Origin of the sequence: Vreelandella sp. 21, from assembly GCF_050995515.1 — a bacterium.
GTDB classification, from domain to species: Bacteria; Pseudomonadota; Gammaproteobacteria; order Pseudomonadales; family Halomonadaceae; genus Vreelandella; species Vreelandella alkaliphila.
Genome location: NZ_CP194673.1, coordinates 650,048 through 673,673 on the forward strand (window position 1 = coordinate 650,048; position 23,626 = coordinate 673,673).

General features: G+C 49.8%; 21 protein-coding genes. 5 read left to right on the forward strand and 16 right to left on the reverse strand.

Annotated elements, in window-relative coordinates; genetic code table 11:
• Positions 1–108: 108 nt before the first annotated feature.
• The 4 genes from ACN06F_RS03040 to ACN06F_RS03055 are packed head-to-tail and all read left to right on the forward strand — an operon-like array spanning position 109 to position 7,775.
• Entirely contained in the window at positions 109–531 is a 423-nt protein-coding gene (locus ACN06F_RS03040; RefSeq protein WP_433924633.1) for a hypothetical protein, read from the forward strand.
• A gap of 8 nt (positions 532–539) precedes the next feature.
• The gene (locus ACN06F_RS03045) at positions 540–3,320 is read left to right on the forward strand and encodes a type I restriction-modification system subunit M (RefSeq protein WP_433924634.1); all 2,781 of its coding nucleotides are present in this window, start codon (positions 540–542) and stop codon (positions 3,318–3,320) included.
• A 1-nt stretch (position 3,321) separates the two neighbouring features.
• Positions 3,322–4,500 (forward strand): restriction endonuclease subunit S, encoded by a 1,179-nt coding sequence (locus ACN06F_RS03050; protein WP_433924635.1) that lies wholly within the window; start codon positions 3,322–3,324, stop codon positions 4,498–4,500.
• A 14-nt stretch (positions 4,501–4,514) separates the two neighbouring features.
• Positions 4,515–7,775 (forward strand): type I restriction endonuclease subunit R, EcoR124 family, encoded by a 3,261-nt coding sequence (locus tag ACN06F_RS03055; protein WP_433924636.1) that lies wholly within the window; start codon positions 4,515–4,517, stop codon positions 7,773–7,775.
• A gap of 195 nt (positions 7,776–7,970) precedes the next feature.
• Here ACN06F_RS03055 and ACN06F_RS03060 read toward each other — a convergent pair whose 3' ends face one another.
• Positions 7,971–8,228, reverse strand: a complete 258-nt coding sequence (locus ACN06F_RS03060; protein WP_038481419.1) for a hypothetical protein — start codon at positions 8,226–8,228, stop codon at positions 7,971–7,973.
• Between the two features lie 22 nt (positions 8,229–8,250).
• A complete protein-coding gene (locus tag ACN06F_RS03065; protein WP_433924637.1) occupies positions 8,251–9,054 on the reverse strand; it encodes a M48 family metallopeptidase in 804 nt (267 codons plus the stop codon).
• A 97-nt stretch (positions 9,055–9,151) separates the two neighbouring features.
• Here ACN06F_RS03065 and ACN06F_RS03070 point away from each other — a divergent pair, with 97 nt between their 5' ends.
• Complete coding sequence (locus tag ACN06F_RS03070) at positions 9,152–10,030, forward strand: ATP-binding protein (protein WP_038481426.1); 879 nt, start codon at positions 9,152–9,154, stop codon at positions 10,028–10,030.
• On the opposite strand, the gene ACN06F_RS03075 is transcribed toward ACN06F_RS03070, so the two are convergent.
• The 14 genes from ACN06F_RS03075 to cysE all read right to left on the reverse strand — a co-directional run bounded on the left by ACN06F_RS03075 (position 10,027) and on the right by cysE (position 23,496).
• On the reverse strand, positions 10,027–10,641 hold the full coding sequence (locus ACN06F_RS03075) for a hypothetical protein (RefSeq protein WP_120385752.1): 615 nt from the start codon (positions 10,639–10,641) through the stop codon (positions 10,027–10,029). The genes ACN06F_RS03070 and ACN06F_RS03075 overlap by 4 nt on opposite strands.
• 188 nt (positions 10,642–10,829) lie before the next feature.
• Positions 10,830–12,233, reverse strand: a complete 1,404-nt coding sequence (der, locus tag ACN06F_RS03080) for a ribosome biogenesis GTPase Der (RefSeq protein ID WP_038481432.1) — start codon at positions 12,231–12,233, stop codon at positions 10,830–10,832.
• The gene (gene bamB, locus ACN06F_RS03085) at positions 12,230–13,414 is read right to left on the reverse strand and encodes an outer membrane protein assembly factor BamB (protein WP_038481435.1); all 1,185 of its coding nucleotides are present in this window, start codon (positions 13,412–13,414) and stop codon (positions 12,230–12,232) included. Before bamB ends, der begins: the two co-directional genes overlap by 4 nt.
• Complete coding sequence (locus ACN06F_RS03090; RefSeq protein ID WP_433924638.1) at positions 13,411–14,070, reverse strand: YfgM family protein; 660 nt, start codon at positions 14,068–14,070, stop codon at positions 13,411–13,413. Before ACN06F_RS03090 ends, bamB begins: the two co-directional genes overlap by 4 nt.
• A gap of 77 nt (positions 14,071–14,147) precedes the next feature.
• Positions 14,148–15,443: a histidine--tRNA ligase gene (gene hisS / locus ACN06F_RS03095; protein ID WP_231657255.1), complete on the reverse strand. Its 1,296-nt coding sequence runs from the start codon at positions 15,441–15,443 to the stop codon at positions 14,148–14,150.
• A gap of 86 nt (positions 15,444–15,529) precedes the next feature.
• A complete protein-coding gene (gene ispG, locus ACN06F_RS03100; RefSeq protein ID WP_030069523.1) occupies positions 15,530–16,645 on the reverse strand; it encodes a flavodoxin-dependent (E)-4-hydroxy-3-methylbut-2-enyl-diphosphate synthase in 1,116 nt (371 codons plus the stop codon).
• Between the two features lie 8 nt (positions 16,646–16,653).
• Positions 16,654–17,652 carry a RodZ domain-containing protein gene (locus tag ACN06F_RS03105; RefSeq protein WP_253486748.1) on the reverse strand — a complete coding sequence of 333 codons (999 nt, stop codon included), beginning with the start codon at positions 17,650–17,652 and terminating at the stop codon, positions 16,654–16,656.
• Between the two features lie 39 nt (positions 17,653–17,691).
• Positions 17,692–18,426 carry a type IV pilus biogenesis/stability protein PilW gene (pilW, locus tag ACN06F_RS03110; protein ID WP_253486756.1) on the reverse strand — a complete coding sequence of 245 codons (735 nt, stop codon included), beginning with the start codon at positions 18,424–18,426 and terminating at the stop codon, positions 17,692–17,694.
• A gap of 130 nt (positions 18,427–18,556) precedes the next feature.
• Positions 18,557–19,741 (reverse strand): 23S rRNA (adenine(2503)-C(2))-methyltransferase RlmN, encoded by a 1,185-nt coding sequence (gene rlmN, locus ACN06F_RS03115; protein WP_038481455.1) that lies wholly within the window; start codon positions 19,739–19,741, stop codon positions 18,557–18,559.
• Positions 19,742–19,826: 85 nt separating this feature from the next.
• Positions 19,827–20,252 (reverse strand): nucleoside-diphosphate kinase, encoded by a 426-nt coding sequence (gene ndk, locus ACN06F_RS03120; protein ID WP_038481458.1) that lies wholly within the window; start codon positions 20,250–20,252, stop codon positions 19,827–19,829.
• 165 nt (positions 20,253–20,417) lie between these two features.
• Positions 20,418–20,744, reverse strand: a complete 327-nt coding sequence (locus ACN06F_RS03125) for a HesB/IscA family protein (RefSeq protein WP_038481461.1) — start codon at positions 20,742–20,744, stop codon at positions 20,418–20,420.
• A gap of 56 nt (positions 20,745–20,800) precedes the next feature.
• Positions 20,801–21,967 carry an aminotransferase class V-fold PLP-dependent enzyme gene (locus tag ACN06F_RS03130; protein ID WP_038481464.1) on the reverse strand — a complete coding sequence of 389 codons (1,167 nt, stop codon included), beginning with the start codon at positions 21,965–21,967 and terminating at the stop codon, positions 20,801–20,803.
• Between the two features lie 31 nt (positions 21,968–21,998).
• Positions 21,999–22,466, reverse strand: a complete 468-nt coding sequence (iscR, locus tag ACN06F_RS03135) for a Fe-S cluster assembly transcriptional regulator IscR (RefSeq protein WP_038481467.1) — start codon at positions 22,464–22,466, stop codon at positions 21,999–22,001.
• 76 nt (positions 22,467–22,542) lie between these two features.
• Positions 22,543–23,496, reverse strand: a complete 954-nt coding sequence (gene cysE / locus ACN06F_RS03140; RefSeq protein WP_433924639.1) for a serine O-acetyltransferase — start codon at positions 23,494–23,496, stop codon at positions 22,543–22,545.
• Positions 23,497–23,626: the final 130 nt, after the last annotated feature.

Here is a 23,626-nt window from a genome sequence, read left to right on the forward strand (position 1 = left end):
AAAGGCGGCCATTACGGCTGTCTTTGCTAAGAGTAATTGTAGCTGTGTGCCCAGTGTGCCGAATTTTGATGTGAGTCATAGAGAAAGGGCCAGCTATTGCTTCCGCCAATGAAGACGGTGACCCTTAGCCAAGGTGACGGAGAAGGTTTTACTGGCAAGGTAAAACCGCCACTGGAGTGCGAAGCGCCTTATCATCTTAACAAGCCGATCTTATCGATAGTGGCGAAAGTTACCGAGGCCATACACAAAGGCAAAGCCTTGAGTATCACCTATGTGTGGCTATCGCGCAGTGAAAAAACGCGTGAAATGGTGCCGCATACGCTAGTGGACAATGACATAGCGAGTGGCGTGATGAAGGTTGAGATCAGGGCTGCAACCGCCAGGTATTTGCTGAGACTATGGAATGTCGATTGCTCCAAAGCTGCTGTGTTAAAAACACCCGAATTCTATTTATGGTTAAAAAATTATCAAACTTTATGCGGTGTCGGTAACCTAGCAATTGCGTCTGGTTTCGACATGGTCACAGAATAGGAAATAGCATGAACAAGCAACAACTGGCCGCAAAAATCTGGGAATCAGCCAACCAGATGCGTTCAAAAATCGAAGCCAACGAATACAAAGATTACATCTTAGGTTTCATTTTTTATAAGTACCTGAGCGACCAATTAGTTCAGTTTGTCACCAAAGAGGGCATGACACCTGAAGACATTAAAGCCCTAACCGAAGCAGACGCCGACACAGTGAAATACATTCAAGACAATCTAGGCTATTTCATCGCTTATGATAACCTATTTTCAACCTGGATTGATCCAGCGCATGACTTTGACGAGTCTAACGTGCGCGATGCGCTTTCAGCGTTTAGCCGCTTGATTTCTCCCACCTACAAAAAATTGTTTGAAGGTATTTTCACTACCCTAGAAACGGGACTGAGCAAACTCGGTGAAAGCGCGGGTAAGCGCACTACAGCCATTAGTGACTTACTGCATTTGATCAAAAGTATCCCAATGAACGGTAAGCAAGGCTATGACGTACTGGGTTATATCTACGAATACCTGATTGAAAAATTTGCCGCTAATGCCGGGAAAAAAGCCGGTGAGTTTTACACGCCCCATGAAGTCTCGGTACTGATGTCGCACATCATTGCCCATGAGTTAAAACACAAAGACACCATCGAGATTTACGACCCAACGTCGGGCTCGGGTTCGTTACTGATCAATATTGGTGAAGCGGTTGAAAAATACGCCAAAAACAAAGACAGCATTACCTATTATGCCCAAGAACTAAAAGCCAATACCTACAACTTAACCCGTATGAACCTTATCATGCGCGGGATAAAAGCCAGCAATATCAAAACCCGTAACGGTGATACCTTAGAAGACGATTGGCCATACTTTGATGAGAACGATCCACAAGGTACTTATCAAGCATTGTATGTGGATGCAGTCGTCTCTAACCCGCCTTACTCGCAAGCGTGGGACCCAAGTTTTAAAGACAGTGACCCACGTTATTCGCGTTTTGGCTTAGCGCCCAAAACCAAAGCCGATTTTGCCTTTTTGCTGCATGACCTTTACCATCTAAAACCCGATGGTATTATGACTATTGTATTGCCCCATGGGGTATTGTTCCGTGGCGGTGAAGAAGGTGAAATTCGCAAGCAACTGATTGAGCAGAATCATATAGATGCCATAATAGGTTTACCTAAAAATATATTCTTTGGCACCAGTATTGAAACTGTCATTTTAGTACTGAAGCAAAAACGCGGCTCTGTTGATAAACCTGAGAGCGATGTGTTAATTATTGATGCCTCTAAGCACTTTATTAAAGAAGGAAAAAATAACAAACTGCAAGCCAGTGATATCAAACGTATTGTGGATGCGGTCATTAACCGCGAAAGTATCGATAAATTCTCGCAATTAGTCAGCAAGAAAACCTTGCGCGACAATGGATATAACTTAAATATTTCGCGTTATGTGGACTCTTCACCGGCAGCCGAAAGCTGGGATTTACACGCCACTATGCTAGGCGGTATACCCAATAGCGAAATTACTGAATTACACCAATATTGGCAAGCCTTGCCGCAATTACACAATGCACTATTTTCGCCAAAATCCACGGCTTATAGTGAGTTAGCTATCGCTAAAGATGCGGTAAACGCCACCATTACCCAGCACCAACAAGTGGTTGAGTTTATCAGTACTTACAACCAAGCCTTTGCAGGTTTTGATGACTATTTAAACGCTACGCTTATTCAAGGCTGGCAAGCCATTAACCGCAATCAGCAAGAGCCTGAATTAAGCGCCGAGCTATTTAGCCGCTTAGCCCCCATTGCCCTTATCGACAAATACCAAGCCTATCAATATTTAAACAGCCAATGGCAAGTGATCAGTGCTGACTTAGAAATGATGCAAACAGAAGGTTTTGCTGCCACGAAACAAGTTGAACCCAATATTGTTATCAGGAAAAAAGATGGCAAAGATATTGAGCTACAAGACGGCTGGAAAGGTCGCATCATGCCATTTGAGCTTGTTCAGAAAACGTATTTAAGAGAAGAGCTAAACGAATTAAAAAGCCAAGAGTTAATACTGGCAGGAGTTGCCTCTAAAATAGAAGAGATCATTGAGTCATTTACCGAAGAAGAAAAAGATTCGCCAATGCTGAATGATAAGAACGATGCCTTTGTTAAGGGTGAGTTGGCTAAAAAAGTAATGGATATATACGCTGATGTTGATTCCCCAGAAATTCGAGCACTCAATAAATATCTTGCTTTACTCGATAATAAAGCAAAAAAACCAGAAAAGCTGGTATTTATTCAGGAGCACCCTAGTGTAGGTTGGCTCCATATTGAAGCGAATAAAGATGGTACTTACGGTAAAGGGAAAGTAAACATCTATCTACAAACCTTAAGGGCACAGTTCGAATTTGATCAAGATTCTTTCGAAGGGAAAGTGATCTTGGCAGATAAGTTATTAACCAAACAAACGAAGCTTAAGGCTGATATAAAAGATAAAACTCAGGCTCTACACTTAAAAACTAAAACAACTATCGAAGGTTTAACCGACGAGCAAGTCAATGAGTTACTGCACCTAAAATGGGTCACACCGTTAAGCACGGAACTTGCCGCCATGCCAAGTGCCGTGATCACACAGCTGACCAGCCAAGTTCAAGCTCTTGCCGATAAATACGCCATCACTTATTCACAAGTCGCCAGTGAGATTAAAAGCACCGAGCAAGAATTGGCACAAATGATGGGTGAGCTGACAGGTAATGAGTTTGATCAGCAAGGCTTGAATGAGCTCGCCAACTTATTGAAGGGCGCATAAGATGAGTGTGGAAAAGAAGGTGCCTGAGATTAGGTTTAAAGGGTTTGTTGGGGATTGGGAAGATGCGGTCTTATTAGATGTGATAGATGTGCGAAGCGGAAAAGACTATAAGCATTTAGGTAAAGGTGACATTCCTGTTTATGGAACAGGTGGCTACATGCTTAGCGTGGATAGTGCATTGTCAAATAATGAAGATGCAATAGGAATTGGACGAAAAGGAACTATTGATAAACCGTATTTATTACGAGCACCTTTTTGGACAGTGGATACTCTTTTTTATGCAGTTCCTCGAAAAAAAATTAAGTTGGATTATTTGTATTGTCTTTTCCAAAAAATAGATTGGAAAAAACATGACGAATCTACCGGTGTACCTAGTTTATCTAAGGTTGCGATTAATAATATTCTAGTTCGAGTAACTAGCGAAACAGAACAAACCCGAATCGGTAACACCTTCCAAAAACTCGACAACCTAATCAAGCAATACCAGCAAAAGCATGACAAGCTCTGTAACATCAAAAAAGCCATGCTGGAAAAAATGTTCCCCAAACAAGGCGAAAATATCCCAGAAATCCGCTTTAAAGGGTTTAGTGGGGAGTGGGAGCATTTCACTATTGAATACTGCTCTAGTTTGATAACTAAGGGTACTACTCCAATGACCATAGGCCGGAGTTTCGTTGGTAGTGGCATTTCCTTTGTAAAAGTAGAATCTGTAGATGAAATAGGCAATATAAGTCAATCAAAGTTTGCATATATCGATGCTGAGACAGACCAAATTTTGGCAAGATCAAGAATTAAAGAAAATGATTTGCTGATATCGATTGCGGGCGCATTAGGGCGAGCTGCAATAGTAAAAAAAGAAATACTGCCAGCAAATACCAATCAGGCACTAGCTATTGTTAGATTAAAAAATGATTCCCCTGTTAAAGTTGAATTTATATATCACTTTACTAAAACTAAAGATTTTAAAGATTTTGTAGATGCATCAGCTTCACAAGGTGCACAGCCGAACTTATCGCTTGGCGATATTTCTAATGTAAGAATTCTTGCTCCTAAAAAAGAGGAACAAGAAAAAATCGGAAATTACTTCCAAAAAATCGATGCGCTGATCAACCAACACCAACAACAAATCACCAAACTTAATAACATCAAGCAGGCCTGCTTGAGAAAAATGTTTGTTTAGCAGGGAGCAGAACCATGACGACGTTTAAAACCGAAGCACAATTTGAGCAGGCCTTTATCGAGGTGCTTACCCACAAGGGCTGGGAGCCTGAGATACTCAAAAACAAAACCGAAGCGGATTTGCTGCAAAACTGGGCGAATATTTTATTTGAGAACAATCGCCAGCAAGATCGCTTAAACGATGTGCCGCTGATAGCAACGGAAATGCAGCAGATTATTGAACAGATAAAAGAGCTAAAAACACCGCTTAAGCTCAATGGTTTGATCAACGGTAAAACTGTAGCCATTAAGCGTGATAATCCCGCCGATAAGTTGCATCTTGGCAAGGAAGTCAGTCTAAAAATCTATGACCGCCAAGAAATCGCGGCAGGCCAAAGCCGCTATCAAATTGTCCAGCAACCCAAATTTGAACGCGGTAGCACGCTGCGTAATGACCGACGTGGTGATGTGCTGCTATTGATTAACGGTATGCCGGTCATTCATGTGGAGCTTAAACGCAGTGGTGTGCCAGTAAGCCAAGCGGTTAACCAAATCGAAAAGTATTCCAAAGAAGGCATTTTTAGCGGCTTATTCTCACTGATCCAAGTCTTTGTCGCCATGGAGCCTAATGAGGCCAAATACTTTGCTAATCCCGGTATGGACGGTAAGTTTAACCCCGACTATCAATTCCATTGGGGTAATTACAATAATGAACCTGTGAACCACTGGAAAGATATCGCCGCCGATCTATTGTCCATCCCTATGGCGCATCAATTGATTGGCTTTTATACCGTCGCTGACGAGAGCGATGGCGTGTTGAAAGTGATGCGTAGTTATCAGTATTACGCCGCCAATGCGATATCGGATAAGGTAGCCAAAACCAACTGGCAACAGCTGGGCAGTGAAAATAATAAAGACAGACTGGGTGGTTATGTTTGGCATACCACAGGTTCAGGCAAAACCATGACCAGCTTTAAGTCAGCGCAGCTCATTGCCCAATCTAAAGATGCCGATAAAGTCATTTTTTTGATGGATCGCATCGAGCTAGGCACCCAGTCTCTGGCCGAATACCGTAATTTTGCGAGCGATGCTGAAAATGTACAAGCCACCGAAAATACCCATGTATTGGTAACCAAGCTAAAAAGCACCTCCCCAGCCGATACGCTAATTGTTAGCTCCATTCAAAAAATGAGTAATATTTTTGAAGAAGTGGATGATGAAGGCACAGCAACTAACTCGGCAGATATTGAAAAAATCCGCGCTAAACGCTTGGTATTTATTATTGATGAGGCACACCGCTCGACAATGAGTGGCGGCAAAGAAAACAAAGAAGGCATGTTGGTAAGGGTGAAAAAAACCTTCCCTAAAGCCCTTTTCTTTGGTTTTACCGGTACGCCGATTCATGAAGAAAATCAGGTCAATAACAATACTACTACTGATGTGTTTGGCAACGAGCTGCACCGTTATAGCATCGCCGATGGCATTCGCGATGGAAACGTGTTGGGATTTGACCCTTATAAAGTTCCCACCTTTCGAGACAGTGATGTAAGACAAGCTGTAGCGCTAGAGCAAGCTAAGGCTGAGTCGGTGGCTGATGCAATGTCAGATCCAGTCAAGAAGAAAAAATTTAATCACTTTATGAATGATGTGCCGATGGCGGGCTACAAAGATGCCACAGGGAAATATCATAAAGGCAACGAAGACTACGTACCTAAAAGCCAATATTTAACGGATACTCACCAAGAAAAAGTCGTCAGTGACATCTTAGATAAATGGGATGTGCTCAGCCAAGGTCATAAATTCCACGCCATTTTAGCCACCAATAGCATCGCAGAGGCCATTGACTATTACCGCCGTCTAAAGGTCTCCAAGCCGGAACTTAAAATCTCTGCCTTGTTTGACCCAAATATTGATAACGATGGCGGCAGTGGTGATCGAGGCCCAACCTTTAAAGGTGATGGTTTAGAAGAAATAATGGCGGACTATAACGCTCGGTACGGTCAAGATTTTGATTTCGCTCGCCACGCGGCCTTTAAAAAAGATTTGGCCGCACGCCTTGCTCACAAAAAACCTTATGAGCGGATTCATACCGAACCCGCCAAACAGTTGGATTTATTGATTGTCGTCGACCAAATGCTTACGGGGTTTGATTCCAAGTGGCTCAATACCCTGTATTTAGATAAAGTCATTAAATACCAAAACATTATTCAAGCTTTCTCGCGCACGAATCGCTTGTTTGGTCCCGACAAGCCTCACGGTATCATCCGCTATTATCGTTATCCGCACACGATGGAGCAGCATATCAACGATGCGGTAAAGCTATATTCTGGCGACAGACCCATAGGGTTGTTTGTAGATAGACTAGAAAGCAACTTAGAAGCAATGAATGAACTATTCGGTGATATTACCGAATTGTTCATCAGTGCCGGTGTGGAAAATTTTGAAAAACTGCCAGAAGAAGTTGAGGCGTGCGCAAAATTCGCTGAACTATTTAACGTATTTAACCAGCATCTAGAAGCCGCGAAGGTACAAGGTTTCCGTTGGGAGCAGTCAGTTTATACATTTTCTAAGGACGTTTCAGTAGACGAAAGTGGCACTGAGCATGTGGTTACTCTGGCCATTGATGAGAAAACTTACCTTAGCCTTGCGCTGCGTTATAAAGAGCTTGCATCAAAAGATAATGGTGGCGGTGCGGGTGGTGGCGATGTGCCTTTTGATATTAGTGGCTATTTGACGGAAATTGACACTGGAAAGATTGATGCCGACTATATGAATAGTCGCTTTGATAAATATTTAAAAGAGCTAAATCAGCATAATGATCAAGCCAGCATTGAAATTACGCTAAACGAACTGCATAAGTCGTTCTCTTCACTGACGCAAGCTGAACAAAAATACGCCAAGCTTTTCTTGCATGATTTACAGCGTGGTGATGCAAAATTAATAGAAGGCCATACTTTCAGAGATTACATCAACACCTACAAAGACAATGCTGAAAATGCCCAGATTAATGCCATTGTTAATGCGTTAGGTTTAGATAAAAGCATGCTTGTAAGCTTATTAAAAGATAGTGTTAATGAGAAAAATCTTAACAATTTCGGTCGCTTTGATGCGCTTAAAGACACCGTTGATAAGGAAAAAGCAAAATTTTATTTTGAAAAAATAGATGGCCTAAGTATTCCACCTTTTAAGCTCAATATTCGCATCGATAAATTTCTAAAGCAGTTTATTTTTGCTCAGGCAGATGATCACTTAAATGATGTAGTGGATATATTTAGTGGAGTTCTAGAAGAGTCATGAGTAGTCAATCTAGTTCGTTTTGGTTTGTCAGTTTTTCTTATGGTGGAAGCTATGAGAAAACAGATCGCTTCTAAGTGAAGGGCTATGGCAGAATGGCTGAGGAAGTAGCGATCGTCATAATAATTGTGCTTCGATATCAAAAGGCAGCCACTGCGGCTGCCTTTTTCGGTTAATGCTGGTTGTGTTCTCTCGTGTTTAGCGAGATTTGGTGTAAAAGCCAATCATGCACATAACGAGACCAACCACAGAGACCAGCATGCCACCGTTGACTAACAGCGGTGAGCGCTCAAGCCACGATACAAAGGGCTGCGGCGTGTCACGGCACGCATTTGTCAGGTAGTCCCAATGCCCCCCGTCGAGCTGGCAAGCGCGTACGTCACCAAGTTCCCAGAAATAGACGCCGAGCAACACTAAAATCGGCAAGACAAGCAGCAATAAACCAAGTCGAATCATTCAAACCTCAATATTAAGGTGCCTAGGGGCGTGGGCAGTTGGGAGTGCGGCCGCTATTACGCGCCTGTTCGTAGCTTGCCATGGCGTTATTCATGCTGGCTTGAAGCCCTTCGATACGCTGGCCTTCACTTGGGTGCGTCGACATCCAGGCGGGTGGGGCGCCACCGCCGGAGGCCGCCTGCATATTTTCCCAAACGGTAACGCTTTCCCGTGGGTCAAAACCTGCCTGGGCCATCAACTGGAGGCCGATAACGTCGGCTTCACTTTCATGACTACGGGAGAACGGCAACGCAATACCGTATTCCGCTCCCATCCCCAGCACCCCCATCAATTGTTGGCCTCCAGGGGTTTGCATGCCTGAGGTGCTGGCAAGCACCGATAAACCAAGTGACGTTGCGCTTTTTGTTGAGGCGCGTTCGTTGGCATGATTCGCAATGACGTGACCAATTTCGTGGCCGACAACCGAGGCTAGCTGGTTTTGATTGGTGGCGATATCGAGCATTCCCGTGTTCACGCCCATGTAGCCACCGGGCAGGGCAAAGGCGTTGGGCTGTTCAGATTCAAAGACACGGATTTGCCAATCGAGATTACGCTGCTCGGCTGGCAATACCTCTACAATGGCATCCGTAATGCACTGTACATAGCGATGGCTTGCCTGACCTGCGGTTGGAATATCTTGTTGATACTGCGCAAAGGCTTGCTGGCCCATTTGATTGAGCTGATCATCTGAAAGCAGCAGCAACTGAGAGCGGCCGGTAGGTGACGTGGAGCATGCTGCAACAGAAGCACACAGTGCAGTAACAGCCAGGGGGCGAAGCCAGCGCATAAGCGGTTTCCTTATAGACGAGTAGGGATCTTTGCACACAAGATAACCACTGTCAGTGGTAAATCAACTCATATCATAACGCACTCTGAGGACAATCATGGATGCTGAATTGAGCCAACGCTTAACGCGGTTGCTGGACCACGTAGAACATTGGTTGCCGCCTGCACCGATCCAGGTGGATTGGGACAAGCATGTGGCGGCTATTTGGCAGCGCCACCCGTTAGGTGGTCGCTTAGTTCCCGTGCCACCGCGCGACACGATGACACTGGATGACCTGTTAGGTATCGAGCGTCAAAAATTAGCCTTAGTTGATAACACCCGTGCATTTTTGCAGGGGCTACCCGCCAACCATGGTTTGCTATGGGGATCACGTGGCAGCGGGAAGTCATCGGTGATTCGTGCGCTGCTTAACTCGTTGGCGAATGATGGGCTGCGATTGATCCAAGTGGATCGCCACGATTTGGGTAGTCTGCCGATATTGGTAGAACAGCTGCGCGATACGCCGCATCGTTTCGTGGTGTATTGCGACGATCTTTCATTTGAAGGTAATGATGATGCTTACAAGGCACTCAAAAGCGTCTTAGACGGCGCATTAACAGGGCCGCCGGAAAACGTCTTGTTGTATGCCACTTCTAACCGCCGCCATTTATTGCCGGAATCCATGGACGACAATAGCGGTACGCGTCTTGTGGGTGAAGAGCTACATCACGGTGACGCTGTTGAGGAAAAGATCTCATTGTCAGATCGCTTCGGCTTATGGTTAGGTTTTCATCCTTTCAGCCAAGCGACTTACTTAGAGGTCTGTGAGCATTGGGTAGCTCGTATTGGTGATAAGCAGGATTGGAGTGATGCCGCACGGGCAGAAGCGGTTCGCTTTGCAACGCTAAGAGGAGGGCGCAGTGGCCGAACGGCTTGGCAGTTTGCAGCCCAGTGGGTGGGCCGCAAACGGCTTCATGAAGGAAGTCGTCAGGCTTAACGCACAGGCGTTAACTGGCCGTCGGCGCCTACGTTCAGGCGAATGGTCGGCGTTAAAAGCCCTGCAGGTAATGTCATACCCAGTCCACGCAGGTCTCCTGGCGTGATAGCAAGCTCACTGCCAGGCGGTAGTGAGCCCTGGGTGGCTAACTGACTGGCGAGTTCTAGCATTGGCATCATACGCTGAGTGTCGGTAGTCAGGATGTCAAACGCTACCGGTAGACGTAACGTTGAGTCTTCCCCTGATGTTAGCGTTACATCCTCTTGATATTGGCCTTGCACTGGATCGACCCCCGGCATATCGAGCATCCAACGGAAACCTGACATCTCAACAGCGGGCATACCGGTAGGTAAACCAAGGCCCATCGCTAAGGTGGCCTGAACGGGCAAGCTGCCAGCGCCAAGACTAGACGCAAGCAAGCTTGTCAGGTCGCTAGTATCAAGCCCTGCTTGCACGTTATAAGGGCCAATACGCACCTCTTCAATGCCCAGCGATGTTACCGCCAAGCGAAAGGCAAATAAGCCTGTTTGGGGCAGGGCAAGGCAACCTGCTAGCAAGCTTGTCATCAGCAGCAAGAGCAAACCGCGCCCGCGTTTAATTGCGTAGTGCATTAATATCCCTCCTAAGAAGGGCAAAGGTTCAGAGGTGCAAAATGTCAGAGTGGCGATTGCCGAAAAACGCGGCTATTTGAGGGCTCGTGCGGGTAGCTGTCAAGCAGATTTACTCGATAATGGGGGCCATCAACCAAAACGCCTGCTGATGAGGGTCAGCAGGCGTTTGGTAGATTAATGAGCTAGCATTAGCGGCGGCTTTTACGTGCTTCTTTAGTACGGTTGAGCTCGCGTTTTTTGGCTTTCTCTTTATCGCTTGCCCCTGCCATGTGGTCAAACGGATTGCTACCCGAACGGAACTCAAAGCGCATTGGCGTACCGCGAACCTTCAACACTTTGCGGAAGGTGTTGGTTAGATAGCGGCGATAGGCTTCCGGCAGTGATTCAGTCTGATTGCCATGCACTACGATGATAGGTGGGTTGCTACCACCTTGGTGTGCCATGCGCAGTTTGATACGCCGGCCGTTAACCATGGGCGGCGGGTGCTGGCTGACCGCATCTTGAAGCAGCGTGGTCAATCGGTTGGTCGACCAGTGAGCGTTCGCGGCATTGAAAGCTCGTTCGATCGAAGGATAAAGATCACCCACAGCGGTGCCGTGTAGGGCGGAGATAAAATGCATCTCGGCATACTCAGCAAAGCCCAGGCGGCGCTTAATTTCTGCGCGCATTTTCTCTTTCGCTTCGCTTTCCAGTCCGTCCCACTTATTGATGGCCAGTACTAACGCGCGGCCAGTGGTTAGCACGTAATCTAGCAGGTGGAGATCTTGCTCAACTAAACCGCTGCGTGCATCGAGTACCATCACGGCGACGTGACACTCTTTGATAGCATCCAGGGTTTTGATAATAGAAAACTTTTCAGCAATCTCGCGAACGTTCTTACGCCGCCGAATACCCGCAGTATCAACCAATACGTAGGGCTTACCACGACGCTCGAACGGAATTTCAATCGCATCGCGGGTAGTGCCCGCCTCATCGAATACAACAACGCGCTCTTCGCCCAACAGCCGATTAACCAATGTGGATTTGCCCACGTTGGGACGGCCAATAACACCGATACGAATGCCTTTGGTGCCGGTATCCCCAGGAATGCTGGGATCGCGCTCGGGAAACGGCTCCAGCACTGTGTCAATGAGCAGTGAGACATTGCGGCCATGGGCGGCAGCAATCGGCCATGGGTCGCCAAGACCTAAGGTCCAGAAGTCGGCCATGGCCGAATGCTCTTCCAAACCATCGGTTTTGTTGACCACTAGCCAGGTTTTTTTCTGATTAACGCGCAGATGGTTCGCAATGGCTTCATCAGCCACGTTAAGCCCTGCGCGCGCGTCTACTAGAAACAGTACAATATCGGCTTCATCAATGGCTGCCAGGGACTGCTCGGCCATTGCCGCATCAATCCCTTCTTCGTCACCGCTGATGCCGCCGGTATCAATCACCGTATACGCTTTGCCGCCTAGCATTCCGTTCCCGTATTTACGGTCTCGGGTAAGGCCAGGAAAGTCCGCTACGAGCGCATCGCGTGAGCGGGTTAGGCGGTTAAACAACGTCGATTTGCCCACATTGGGCCGACCGACTAAAGCAATGACGGGTGTCATGGAGTTACTTCCAGGGTTTCCAGGCGACCATTATTGGCCTGGACATGAATGGTGCTGCCTTCAGTGGCAGGACGCACGCTGATGCCAGATTTGTGCACGCGCGTACGGCCTACTAACGTGCCTTCGCGGGCATCAAGTAGATGAACGTAGCCTTCGAAGTCACCGACGACCACGCGGCCATCTGCAAACGCAGGTGCTGTTAACCGGCGGTCTTCCAAGTCATCGTTACGCCACAATTCCTGTCCGTTGTCGGCATTCAGGCCAACGACGTGGCTATCATCAGTGACCACTAGCAGAATGTTACCTACCAAAATAGGGGTATGGCGGCTAGATAAGTTGCTTTCCCATAGAACGCCACCGCGGGTTGCTTCCAACGCTACGACGCTACCGTTATAGCTAGTAACGAAAAGTCGGCCATCAGGCGTTACTACCGGCTGACCGGCAAGATCAACCAACCTGTCGACGTCGCTACGTCCGCGGGGAGTAGCAATTTGTAACTCCCACAGTGGTTGACCATTGCGGTTGTCTAATGTTGCTAGTCGTCCGTTAGCAAAGCCAACAAAGCTTACAGGATCAATGACCATTGGCGTGCCGGTACCACGAAGGGTGAGCGAAGGTTGTGAACTGGCATATACCCAACGCTCCTCGCCAGTGACGCGGTCGAGTGCGGTGATTTGGCCGTCAACGCTCTGCACAAGTAGTAGCTGTTGATTCGCTTGAGGTGCTGCCAGCACTTCACTGGAAACCCGTGAGCGCCAATTGACACTACCGTCGCGCTGATCCAGGGAAATAACTTCTCCGTTACGAGTGCCTAAATAAACCTGACCTGCAATAGCGTTAAGCGCGCTTGAAATAGGCGTATCCAGCTCGATTTCCCACTCGCGATTGCCGTTATTGGCGTTAAAGGCGGCGACCAATCCATTGGCATCCGCAGCAAATACGGTGTCACCTTCGCGAGCCGGGGCAATGGGGTAGCGGGCACGACCAAGGCCGTCGCCTACGTTCCTGCTCCATACGCCATCAAGCGTAGAGGTTTCTGTAAAACTACGCAGCTCTTTAGGCGTATAAGCCGGTTCGCCTTTACTAGCACAGCCTGCTAGCAAGGCGAGTGCCACGGCTCCGACGGTAATGCGCACAGACGGCTTTGAAAATAGCGATTTGGGAAGACTGGTCATGATCATTGTGTCACCTCTTCGACGCCGAGATCGTCAAGCTTGAACTGTACGCCGTAAAGCGGCTGATTCTGGGTTTGAGCCAGTTCTAGCGCAGTTTGCCAAGCGTCTCTCGCTTGTTCTGTTTGGTCTAGCGCAGCGTAAGCGTCGCCGCGCACGTTGGCCTGTTGAGCTGCCAGAGCATCGGTAATTGACTCATCTAACAAACTCAGGGCTGCTTGTGGATTGTCGTTTGCAATCTCAATGCGCGCTAATCTCAGCCATGCAAGACTTTGCACATAGCGGCGAGAGGAGTTGCTAGCCACGTTCTCAAGCGCACTTTTTGCTGCATCAAGGTCACCCTGTTGAACGGCTAAACGTGCTTCCAGCAACTGTGCTAACTCTGCGTAGAGGGTCTTGCCATGGTCACTGGTGATTTCATCAATGAGCTCACGGGCATTGGCTAACTGATCATCTGCCAAGGTGTTACCAGCGGTCATGTTGACGAGTTGCTGATAGCGCACGGAGGCGGCTTCTGCTTGGCCTTCTTGATAGTTTTGCCATGCATTCCAGCCAAGCACACCCGCTGCAGCAAGAACAGCCCCTGCTATGAGAGAGGTTCCGTTCTCTTTCCACCAGCGTTTAATTACCTCTAGCTGTTCTTCTTCGCTTCTCAGCTCCGCCACGGGCGGCCTCCTGTTCTTTAGCTCAGCCGCAAGGGCGGCTGGCGAGTGTTCGTCTGCCAATAGAGTAGGCAGTAAGGTTAGTGGGGCACTAGGTTTTGCAGTGTCGCGGTGAGCTCAGCCTGAGACACACGCAACTGCTCGCGATCATCACGCAGGAACTTAAGCGTTACGGCTTGCTCTGCTAGCTCATCTTCGCCCAATAAGACTGCAACAGGTGCGTTGCTTTTGTCCGCTTTTTTCATACGGCTTTTAAAACTACCGCCACCACAGTGCAACTGCAGCCTAAGGGTTGGCAGCTCACTACGTAGTTTTTCAGCCAGGGTGAGGGCGACAATAGTAGCGTTGTCATCCATGGGGAGCAGATACACATCGCAGCCACCTAGCGCTTCTTCTGGAATCAGGTCTAATGTTTCCAGCAGCAATATTAAGCGCTCGATACCCATGGCAAAACCAACGGCTGGCGTGGGCTTTCCGCCTAGTTGTTCGACCAGGCCATCGTAGCGACCGCCTGCACATACCGTGCCTTGGCTGCCTAGGGCCGTGGTCGTCCACTCAAATACCGTACGGCAGTAGTAATCAAGACCGCGTACCAAGCGCGGGTTAACAACGTAGTCGATGCCTGCTGCATCCAGCATTGCTTTGAGTTGTTCAAAATGTGTCCGCGACTCATCGTCCAAATGATCCATCAACTGCGGCGCACCGTTGAGCATTTCCGCCATCGCTGGATTCTTGGAATCCAAAATGCGCAGAGGGTTGCTGGTGAGGCGACGCTTAGAGTCATCATCAAGGATGTCGTGATGCTGATCAAAATAAGCGACGAGTTTATCGCGATAGGCCGCGCGCGCCTCTGTGGAGCCTAGAGAGTTAAGCTCTAGCGTCACATGCTCCAGTAAGCCTAGCTCTTGCCATAGACGCGCTGAAAGCAGAATGACTTCCGCATCGATATCCGGTCCATCAAAGCCGTACGTTTCTACGCCTACCTGATGAAATTGACGATAGCGGCCTTTTTGCGGACGCTCGTGGCGGAACATCGGGCCCTGATACCACAACCGTTGCGTTTGGTTATGCAGCAAGCCATGTTCCATCGCTGCCCGTACACAGCTAGCTGTACCTTCGGGCCGCAGCGTCAGGCTGTCGCCGTTGCGGTCGTCGAACGTGTACATCTCTTTTTCGACAATATCGGTGACTTCACCAATAGAGCGAGCAAATAGCGCCGTTTGTTCAACAATGGGCGTACGGATTTCATCAAAGCCATAGCGATGCATCAACTGACGCACCTTGGCTTCAAAAAATTGCCAGCGGGGGCTTTCGCTGGGCAATAAATCATTCATACCACGGATAGCTTGAATTTTTTTTGCGGCGGACTTGCTCAATGAAAACTCCTTGTATGGGAGACAACGCTGGGGACGGGGAAAAGGTTATGCCCGCCTCCAGGTTGGGTATCACTTGCTCGGCTTTTTTAAACGCTGCGCGCAATCATGTCGTCTTCTTGCTGCTGTTTTTGGCGTACTTTCTCACGGATCAGCTTTTCAAGGTCATCTACCAAGTGGTCATTACGCAGCTTGCTAGCAGGTTTGCCATCGATGTACACCAAGTTGGCAGGAGAGCCGCCGGTTAGGCCAATATCGGTTTCTTTCGCTTCACCTGGGCCATTAACGACGCAACCAATCACCGATACGTCCAGCGGGGTCATGACGTCTTCAAGCCGCTCTTCTAGCTGGTTCATGGTGCTGATAACATCAAAATTCTGCCGTGAGCAGCTGGGGCAGGCAATAAAATTAATGCCTTTGGCCCGCAGTCGCAGGCTTTTAAGCATGTCAAAGCCGACTTTAATTTCTTCTACCGGGTCGGCGGCGAGCGATACGCGAATCGTGTCGCCAATGCCATCCATTAGCAGCATGCCAAGGCCAATCGATGACTTCACCGTACCAGAGCGCAGGCCGCCGGCTTCGGTAATGCCTAGATGGAGTGGCTGCTCGATACGGGTAGCCAGGTCGCGGTACGCTGCTACCGCCATAAACACATCTGAGGCTTTGACGCTGACTTTAAATTCCTGGAAATCAAGACGATCCAGGTAATCAATATGGCGCATGGCCGACTCCACTAACGCTGCGGGAGTAGGCTCGCCATACTTTTTCTGTAGGTCTTTTTCCAGCGACCCGGCATTGACGCCAATACGAATCGGTATGCCGTTATCGCGGGCAGCATTAACAACCGCGCGTACGCGATCTTCGCGGCCAATGTTACCTGGGTTAATACGCAAGCAGTCGACACCTAGTTCGGCGACACGCAGGGCAATTTTGTAGTCAAAATGAATGTCTGCCACCAGTGGGACATCGACACGCTGCTTAATTTTGCCAAAACTTTCAGCGGCGTCCATATCGGGTACTGAAACGCGGACAATATCGGCTCCCGCTTTTTCCAACTGCTGAATTTGTGCCACGGTGGCATCGACATCCAGCGTATTTGTGTTGGTCATGCTCTGAACAGCAATAGGTGCATCACCACCTACGGCCACATTGCCAACGTGAATTTGACGCGAGAAGCGGCGTTTAATCGGAGAAGGTGCGTGCATAAGACGGGTCACTCTCCCAGGGTAAAGCGGGCAACATTATTGGCACCGGCGCGTTGGACAAGGTTAACGGCCTCGCCTTCATAGCGCAGCTCTACGCCGGTGGCATTGCCGATAGTTAAACGAAAAGGCGGTTCGCCCTCAACACTTGCTGTGGTGCCAGGCGTTTGCAGACCAACGAACACCCGTTGGTTATTGGCATCAAAAATTTCAGTCCACGACTGCTCGTTAAACGTAAGTTCAAGCAGGTTCGGGTTTGTTGCGGGCGCTGTTTCAGCTGTGTTGTCTTCACTGTCAGTGGCGGCGTCCGCTTGTTCAGCTGTATCTGCAGAGGTGAGCTCAGCAGCTTCTGCCCCTTCGGAAGACGTAGACGGCTCAGATGCCGACTCAATGGCAGCCGTTGCGGCGTTAGCCGCTCCCTCATCGACTCCCTCGGCTGTGCCGGTTTGTTGTGCCGTTGCGGTGCTAGGAAGCTGAGGTGTGGCAACCAGCGTTTGTTCAGTCGGTGTTGCATTGTCGGCTGGCGTACCCATGGAACCACCCTCATCTTCTACAGAAGGGTTACTTCCCATGCTGGGGGGTTCGCTGCCGCCACGGCTTTGCCACCACATGACCGTGACGGCAATCAAGGCAACAATCACTAGCAGGGTGACTAGCTTAAATAACCAAGCGCCAATACGGGATGGTGGCCGGGTGACTGACACTGGAGCCACCCGACGATCTGTCTCTGTACCCCCATGGTTAGCTTGGTAGGCCTCAAGTACTAGACGATCATCCATGCCCAGGTATTTTGCATAAGCACGTAAATAGCCTCGGCGATAAGCGGCAACAGGGATTTCTTCGTAGTTATCTTGTTCTAAACCATCAACGACCGCTGGGCGTAAATTAAGCGCCCGTGCGGCATCGGTAAGCGGTACGCCGAGTGCTTCGCGTTGGCGTGAGAGAAGCTCGCCAGGTGTTGCAGTTGGGCTAGAGGTCGTAACATTATCGTGTGATTGTGTATCGCTCATAGCTGAGCATCCTTCAATAATTAGGTGGTCAGGGCACCGTTAGTCAATATTCAATAAGCGCTGGTAGTTCGCAGCCGCAGCGTGATCACCACGGGCGTGGGCGATATCGATCGCCATTTCCAACGCGACTGGATTTTGCCCGGCCAGCTGCAAGTAGCGCTGCAGCGGCTCCCAGGCTTGACCATAATTGCCCTGTGAAACTTCAAGTTCGGCTAATAATAAATATCCACGCAGGCTACGTGGATCAATGCTCACTGCGCGCAATAAGCGTTTGCGCGCTTCATCAATGTCATCGGCTGCCAAATAGCACTGCCCTAGGTTAGTAAATAGCTGGGCACGATTGGCATATTGGGCATCGTGAGATGCTATTTCTAACTGTTCGCAAGCGGCGTTGAACTGCCCCTGCTGATATAAAAACGCCGCGTAATTATTACGCGCACGTGTCAAAGAAGGTGCTGTGTTAATCGCTTGCTGAAAATAGTGATTTGCAAGCTCATTTTCACTCTGCTGTTGATAGACCAGCGCAAGCGCCTGAAGTGCCTCGGCATTGCGTGGATTAATTTCAAGCGCACGATCAAGCGCGCTGAGCGCACGGGTTAGGTTGTCGCGTTCTAGGTAAGCAACTCCTAGTTGGGTGTAAGCGTCTGCAGCGTCATCGTCAGCCTGAGAAGACGTGCTGCCTGACGTGGCACAGCCAGCTAACAACATGCTGCTTACTAGCACGCACAGCATGTGAACCCGGGGTGGGTAAAAGCGCCAGCGGTGACTGATCATGTACACCCTCTTATAACAACCATTTTGCAGTGATTTGACGCGTTGTTATGTGACAACATTTGCGTGTGTGGCGGTTTGAAAATGTGTCCATCAAAGCGCCGCGCTCGATGGAAGTCAAGATAACAACGGTTTAGTCTGCGTCAAGCTGTACGGACTGAATATAGCGTGCACTTCGCTTAGTGCGGTCTTTCACCTTTCCTACCAGTTGGCCACAAGCAGCGTCGATATCATCGCCCCGCGTGATGCGTACGGTGGCGTTATAACCCAGGTCGTATAGCCATTGCTGAAAGCGCATCACTTGGTTACGTGAGGGCTTTTCGTAGCCTGAATTAGGGAACGGGTTGAACGGTATCAGGTTGATTTTACAGGGTAGCTCTTTTAACAGCGCCGCCAGTTGCTCAGCATGCTCCTGCTGATCATTCACATCTCTAATGAGCGTATATTCGATAGTCACCTGACGGTTATCCGGGCATTTGGATAGATAACGGTGGCAGGCATCCAGAAGCGCGCGGATATTATATTTACGGTTAATCGGTACCAGCTCGTTGCGTAGCTCATCAGTAGAAGCGTGCAACGAAATGGCTAAGCTTACGTCGATCTCATCGCCAAGCTTATCTATCATCGGCACAACGCCGGATGTGGAAAGCGTGACGCGGCGTTTGGAAAGTCCATAGCCATTGTCGTCGAGCATCAGCTTCATTGCTGGCACGACGTTATCAAAGTTGAGCAGCGGCTCACCCATGCCCATCATGACTACGTTAGTCACCGGACGATTAGCGGTATCGCGGCGCGGGCCTACGCTACGCTGGGCGACCCAAACCTGGCCGATGATTTCGGCAGCGGTCAGGTTGCGCTGGAAGCCTTGTTTGCCCGTTGAGCAAAAACTGCAGTCTAACGAGCAGCCTACCTGTGAAGAGACGCATAGCGTTCGGCGTTTGCCGTTTTCCGCAGGAATCAGCACCGTTTCTACATAGCTGCCATCTTCTACTTCCAGGACCCACTTGCGTGTGCCGTCGCTGGAAGTGCCTTCATAGACGACGCCAGGGCCACGAATCTCAGCCAGCCGAGCCAGTTTTTCTCGCAGCGGTTTGGATAGATTCGTCATGGCAGCAAAATCATCGCTACCTTCCTGGTGAATCCACTTCATTAGCTGGGCAGCGCGAAACTTCTTTTCGCCAATCGACAAAAAGAAGTCCTCCATCTGCTCGCGAGACATGCCCAGCAGGTTCTGGCGCTCTGGCGCGTTAGTGGCGGCAGGTTCGCTTTCGGTCGAGGAGATAGAGGTAGGCGTATGTTGAGCTACGGTAGTGGTCATGGCGGTCAGCGTTCAGAGAAAAGGCGGGGGCATAGCCCCCGCGAAAATGGCCGGCAACGGATGTTGAATCGGCGGCACGCTTGGTTTAGCGCGGGCAAATTTCGTCGTTACCGAAGAAGTAGCTAATTTCGCGCTCAGCGCTTTCCGGAGAATCAGAACCATGGACAGCGTTTGCGTCGATTGTTTCCGCAAAGTCAGCGCGGATAGTGCCGGGTGCCGCTTCTTTCGGGTTAGTAGCACCCATCAGGTCACGGTTTTTAGCGATAGCGCCTTCGCCTTCCAGTACCTGCACAACAACCGGACCAGAGGTCATGAAGCCAACCAGGTCTTTAAAGAAAGGACGCTCTTTATGTTCGGCGTAGAAACCGCCTGCTTTTTCTTCAGAAAGATGAACCATCTTCGCAGCAACAACTTTCAAGCCTGCTTTTTCAAAGCGAGAAATGATGTCGCCAATCGCGTTTTTAGCAACGGCATCAGGCTTGATAATAGAAAGAGTACGTTCAATTGCCATGGTGGAATCTCCTTAAGAGGCATAAAGCAGAAGTGCCGCCCCGGAAAGCCGAGGCGGCGCAGGAAAAAAGAGTCGGCAGGGCTGCTGTGCATTACCGATTGCCGAGTGGCCGCGATTATAGCGCCTCAAGGGGGTGATGAATACCGGTGATGCAGCGCTAAACGTTTAGACCGTGAAGCTTTCGCCACAGCCACACTCATCTTTAACGTTGGGATTGTTGAAGCGGAAAAAGCGATTCAGCCCTTCGCTTACATAGTCCACTTCACTGCCGTTGAGTATTTCTAGCGCGTCTGGCGCGATATACACGCTGGCGCCGTGCTCTTCAAAGCGAATTTCGTCATCGCTTACGTCATCGGCAAAGTCGAGTACGTAACTATAGCCTGAGCAGCCGCTAGGTTTTACAGAAACGCGCAGCCCAAGCCCCTGGCCACGCTCATCGAGAACGTGACGGATTTGCTGAGCAGCAGCGGGGGTAATGTTGAGAGTTGCCATCGGGCGTCCTCCTTCAAGAAGTCGGTAGGCTGATTGCCAACAGTGGCATCAGCCGTTTAACGCGTTGAGCGTAGTCCGCTCAACGCGTGGCGCAGTAGTGTCAGCGCATGATCAATGTCGGCGTCAGTGGTGAAACGCCCAAAACTAAAACGTAGCGATGAGAGTGCAAGGGCGCGCGGTGTGCCGATTCCCAATAAAACGTAGGAAGGATCAACGCTAGCAGAGTTACAAGCAGACCCAGTTGACACAGCAACATCGCGCAGCGCCATCAATAGAGATTCACCGTCTACCCCTTTAAATGCTAGGTTTAAAATATTGGGAACGGCATTTTCCAGCGGAGAGTTGGCGAAGACGTCATCAACATCTTCTAGCCCTTTTAGGAAGCGCGCGTGTAGCTGGGCGATATGGGCTTGATCTTCCTGGTGATGGTGTTGCATTAGCGCAAACGCTTCACCCATGCCGGCAATTTGATGGGTCGGAAGTGTGCCAGAGCGCATGCCCCGCTCGTGGCCGCCACCATGGATAAGTGCTTCTATGCGTATATCTGGATGGCGTTTGACGTAAAGCGCACCAACGCCTTTGGGGCCATAAACTTTATGCCCAGACAGCGACATTAGATCAATTTGTTGCGCCACCACATCTAACGGAATGCGTCCTACAGCTTGGGCTGCATCGGTGTGAAAAACAGCCCCGAATTCATGGGCAATCTCTGCCAGCGCGGCAATATCATTAATGCTACCCAATTCGTTATTGACCGCCATTAATGACACGAGTGCCGTGTCGTCTCGCATGGCAGCGCGCAGCTGTTCTGGCGTGGTACGCCCGTCTCGCCCAGGCGTGAGCCACGTCACTTCAAAACCTTCGCTTTCCAGGGCGTTGGCAGTATCCACTATCGCTTTGTGCTCAATGGTGGACGTTACCAGATGCATGCCGCGCTCACGATTGGCGCGCATGTAGCCGATCAGCGCTAGATTGTTGGCCTCAGTGGCACCGCTGGTCCAAACCACCTCACGTGGGTCTGCGTTAATCGTATCGGCGACTTGACGGCGAGCCTGCTCTACCACCTGTTCCGCCTGCCAGCCTAACATGTGGCTGCGCGAGGCTGGGTTGGCGAACAGCTGATCAACGGTTAAATAGCGCTGCATGACGTCGGCCACACGGGTGTCTACCGGCGTGGTCGCGGCATAGTCCAAATAAATCGGCAGCGAAGGGGAGGAGGTCATCGTCATAGAGTCCAACGTGCAGTGAAAGCCGTTAAGGGGATGAGGCGAGAATGCCAGCTTCTACGCGCTGCTTTTGCCGAGAGGCAATGCGTATAACATCGGGGCGCTGCATCAGTTGTGCAAGGCTAGTGTCATCAAGGAAATTGCGAATCTGCCCTGATAGATCACACCACAGGTGATGGGTTAGGCAGGTGTCGCCTTGTTGGCAGTCTGAAAGCCCTTGGCAGCGTGTTGCATCCACGGTCTCATTAACAGCATCAATCACTTGGGAAACGCTGATGTCTTCGGCTGGTTTAGCCAGCAAATAGCCGCCACCAGGACCACGCACGCTGCTAACTAGACCCGCTCGGCGCAGGCGTGCAAATAGCTGCTCGAGATAAGAGAGCGAAATTTCCTGACGCTGAGAAATATCCCCCAAGCTGGTCGGGCCTTGGGGAGTATTTATCGCCAAATCGAGCATGGCGGTAACGGCGTAACGGCCTTTAGTGGTCAAGCGCATGACAGGCACCTCGACGCTGAACCTCAGCGCACTTACGGCAAATGTAACGCCATTATGGAAATCCTGAGTGCTTTGGTCAACTATTGCGCGATGTCGTTGAGTCAGAGGTTGAATCAGCCGCTGCATCAGATGGCGAGTTAGCCGTTGAATCAGGAGCGGTTTGCTGCGTACTGGCGGCTGCTGTCTCGGTCGCCTCGGCGTTGGCTTTTGGCTCGGAACTGTGTTTGCCAACACCTGGGCAGCCTGTGTCATTTTCATCAAGAATGTCGGCGAAATCTTCATCGCGCAGAGCCGGGAGTTGGCCGTCGCGATAGCTGGCATCCAATTGACGCAGTGTCGAGCACATACGCTCAATGCGCTCATCCACGGCGTGCATGTGATCAAGCATCGCCTGCATCGAACGTGCCACAGGGTCGGGCATGTCCTGGCTAACACCGTAAGCATCGAAGCCAAATTTTTGGCAAATCGCTTCGCGACGAGCCGGGTCGACATCTAACGCTTCCTCGACATCGGGGTCGGCGCGTTTAACGATTTTGCCAGGAATGCCCACCACCGTAGCGCCGGATGGCACTTCTTTGGTTACCACGGCATTAGAGCCAATTTTAGCCCCCGCACCAACCGTGAACGGGCCAAGAATCTTAGCGCCAGCGCCAACAATAACGCCATCTTCTAACGTAGGGTGACGCTTACCCTTATTCCAACTGGTGCCGCCTAAGGTAACGCCTTGATAAAGGGTCACGTTATCGCCGACTAGCGCTGTTTCACCAATCACCACGCCCATGCCGTGATCAATAAAGAAACGGCGGCCAATAGTGGCGCCTGGGTGAATCTCAATGCCGGTCAGCCAGCGGGAAAACGTCGATAGCGTTCGCGCTAGCCACTTGAGGTTTTTCTTCCATAGCCAGTGTCCGCAGCGATGCAGCAGCAGGGCGTGCAGGCCAGGGTAGTTGGTCAGCACCTCAAGAAAGTTACGTGCCGCAGGGTCGCGGTCGAATACGCTATTAATGTCTTCACGCAGGCGTTGAAACATGGGTGATCCTTGGGCGTTAAAGGGCGGCAGTCATGGATGCTCTGGGTATCGAATGCTATGGAATATCGTTAGTGCGAAGCGGTTGTTAAGAAGGCGATGTTGGGGCGCATGAGCGTGACTTCAAGTTTAG